The sequence below is a fragment of the Streptomyces sp. NPDC054932 genome (genome assembly GCF_053610205.1).
Genome location: NZ_JBSGXU010000364.1, coordinates 1 through 2880 on the forward strand (window position 1 = coordinate 1; position 2880 = coordinate 2880).

Annotated in this window: 3 protein-coding genes; all 3 read left to right on the forward strand. The window is 71.9% G+C overall.

The genetic code is table 11. From position 1 onward, the window contains the following. The first annotated feature begins 109 nt into the window (after positions 1–109). The 3 genes from ACWGE1_RS40745 to ACWGE1_RS40755 are packed head-to-tail and all read left to right on the forward strand — an operon-like array spanning position 110 to position 2869. Positions 110–1087, forward strand: a complete 978-nt coding sequence (locus ACWGE1_RS40745) for a sterol desaturase family protein (RefSeq protein ID WP_453425519.1) — start codon at positions 110–112, stop codon at positions 1085–1087. After that, entirely contained in the window at positions 1084–1770 is a 687-nt protein-coding gene (locus ACWGE1_RS40750) for a lysoplasmalogenase (protein WP_453425520.1), read from the forward strand. Before ACWGE1_RS40745 ends, ACWGE1_RS40750 begins: the two co-directional genes overlap by 4 nt. Before the next feature lie 55 nt (positions 1771–1825). Further along, positions 1826–2869 (forward strand): zinc-dependent alcohol dehydrogenase family protein, encoded by a 1044-nt coding sequence (locus tag ACWGE1_RS40755; RefSeq protein ID WP_453425521.1) that lies wholly within the window; start codon positions 1826–1828, stop codon positions 2867–2869. Positions 2870–2880: the final 11 nt, after the last annotated feature.

Here is a 2880-nt window from a genome sequence, read left to right on the forward strand (position 1 = left end):
GCCGTGAGCCGCCCGGCGGAGCCCCTTTCCGAACCGCCGGTAACCCCGATGGATACCGATCGGTAACAACCTCTAGCGGCATGCCGGAAGGCGCCTCTATGGTGCCCACATGCCGAACCTGCCCGATGTCGTGCTGTGGTCCATACCTGCCTTTGTGCTGCTCACCGTCATCGAGGTGGTGAGCTACCGGCTCCATCCCGACGAGGATGCCGCCGGCTACGACACCAAGGACGCCGTCACGAGCATCACCATGGGGCTCGGCAGCATCGGCTTCGATCTGCTCTGGAAGATCCCGGTCGTCGCGGTCTTCACGGCGGTCTACGAACTGACCCCGCTGCGGGTGCCGTTGCTGTGGTGGACCATCCCGCTGATGCTGCTCGCCCAGGACTTCCTCTACTACTGGCAGCACCGGGGTCACCACGTCATCCGCATCCTGTGGGCCTGCCACGTGGTCCACCACAGCAGCCGGCGGTTCAACCTCACCACCGCCCTGCGCCAGCCCTGGACCAGCGCCACCACCTACTGGTTCTACCTGCCGATGGTGGCCGTCGGCGTGCACCCGGCCGTGATCCCCTTCTGCTACGGCATCAACCTGCTCTACCAGTTCTGGGTCCACACCGAGCGCATCGGGAAGCTGCCCCGGCCCTACGAGTACGTCTTCAACACCCCCTCCCACCACCGCGTCCACCACGCGTCCCAGGGCGGATACCTCGACCGCAACTACGGCGGCATCCTGATCATCTGGGACCGGATGTTCGGGTCCTGGGTGGGGGAGACGGACAAGCCCGTCTACGGGCTCACCAAGAACATCGACACCCACAACCCGCTGCGCGTGGCCACCCACGAGTACGCCGCCATCGCCCGGGACGTGCGTGCCGCGCAGAACTGGAGCGAGCGCGCCGGCCGGGTCTTCCGCGGCCCCGGCTGGCAGCCGGCGTCGGCCGGCCGGTCCGCCACCCCGGACCCGGTCCCGGCACCGGACACGGCCCTGGCAACGGACCCTGCCCCTGCCCCTGCCTCGGTCCCCGCCCCGGCACCGGACTCCGCCGCCGAAGGCCGCCCGACCGTACGGGAGACCACCGCGTGAGCACCGCAGAGTCCGCGGGCCGTCCCGCCCCCTCCTGGGTCGCCGACCGGGAGCCCGACCTCCGGCCGCGCCTCGGCCGCCTCGCCCTCGTGGCCTTCGCCGTGGCCGCCGCCGTCGACCTCGGGTCGCTGCTGGCGGGCTGGCACCTCGGGCACGTCATCGCCAAGCCGCTGCTGATGCCGCTGCTGGTCACCCACATGGTCGCCCGCGGTGCGCCGCGCCTGCTGATCGCCGCCCTGCTCTTCGGCTGGGGCGGGGACCTCGCCCTGCTCTTCGACGCCGAGGTCGCCTTCCTCGTGGGCATGGGCTCCTTCGCCGTCGGGCACGTCTGCTACCTCGTGCTCTTCGGCAAGCGGCCCGCGAACCCGCTGCTCGGCGGCGCGTACTCGCTCGCCCTCCTCGGCACCGTCGCCCTGCTGTGGTCCGATCTGCCGGCCGACCTGCGGATCCCGGTGGCCGGATACAGCCTGCTGCTCACCGCCATGGCGTTCCGCTCCAGCGCCCTCGGCCTGCGGGCCGGGATCGGCGGTGCGCTGTTCCTGCTCTCGGACACCCTCATCGCCACCGGCGTCGCCGAATGGCCCCAGCTGCCCCGCCCGGACTTCTGGATCATGGCCACGTACCTGGCCGCCCAGTACCTGCTGGCCACCGGCGCGACCACCCGCGAGGCAGGCGTACCGTAGGACGGTCATCAGTCGTACAAGACTGAACAACCCCGAGCCGGAGGACTGCACCACCATGCGCGCCACCGTCATCCACGCCCCGCACGACATCCGCGTGGAGGAGGTGCCCGACGCTGCGATCCAGCGCCCCGAGGACGCCGTCGTCCGCGTCCTGCGTGCCTGTATCTGCGGCAGCGACCTGTGGGCCTACCGCGGCGAGGCCGAGCGTCAGCCCGGCCAGCGCATCGGCCACGAGTTCCTGGGCATCGTCGAGGAGACCGGCTCCGCCGTCTCCGGCCTGCGCGCGGGTGACCTCGTCGTCGCGCCCTTCATGTGGTCGGACGGCACCTGTGAGTACTGCAAGGAGGGCCTGTTCACCTCCTGCGACCACGGCGGCTTCTGGGGCTCGGTCGGCCACGACGGCGGCCAGGGCGAGGCCGTCCGCGTCCCGCACGCCGACGGCACCCTGGTGAAGCTGCCCGCCGAGGCCGTCTCCGACGACCACCTGCTCACCGGGCTGCTCGCCCTCTCCGACGTCATGGGCACCGGTCACCACGCGGCCCTGGGCGCGGGCGTGCGCAAGGGCTCCACGGTCGCCGTCGTCGGTGACGGCGCGGTCGGTCTGTGCGGCGTCCTCGCCGCCAGGCGCCTGGGCGCCGAGCGGATCATCGCGCTCGGCCGGCACACCGTCCGTACCGACATCGCCAAGCTCTTCGGCGCCACCGATGTCGTCGCCGAGCGGGGCGAGGCCGCCGAGGCGGCCGTGCGCGAGCTCACCGGCGGCCGGGGCGCGCACGCGGTCATCGAGGCGGTCGGCACCGAGCAGTCCATGCGCACCGCCGTGAACATCACCCGCGACGGCGGGGCCATCGGCTACGTCGGCGTGCCCCACGGCAGCGGCACCGGCCTCGACCTCGGCGTCATGTTCGACCGCAACATCACCCTGCGCGGTGGCGTGGCCCCGGTCCGCGCCTACATTCCGGAGCTGCTGGAGGACGTGCTCAGCGGCGCGATCGACCCGTCGCCCGTCTTCGACCGGGCCGTCTCCCTGGACGAGGTCCCGGACGGCTACCGGGCGATGGACGACCGCACCGCGCTCAAGGTGCTGATCAAGCCCTGACCGGCCGAGCG

Excerpts from the sequence above, each read along its gene's own strand:
- ACWGE1_RS40745 (WP_453425519.1), top strand. The coding sequence starts at position 110 with ATGCCGAACCTGCCCGATGTCGTGCTGTGGTCCATACCTGCCTTTGTG.
- ACWGE1_RS40755 (WP_453425521.1), top strand. The coding sequence starts at position 1,826 with ATGCGCGCCACCGTCATCCACGCCCCGCACGACATCCGCGTGGAGGAG.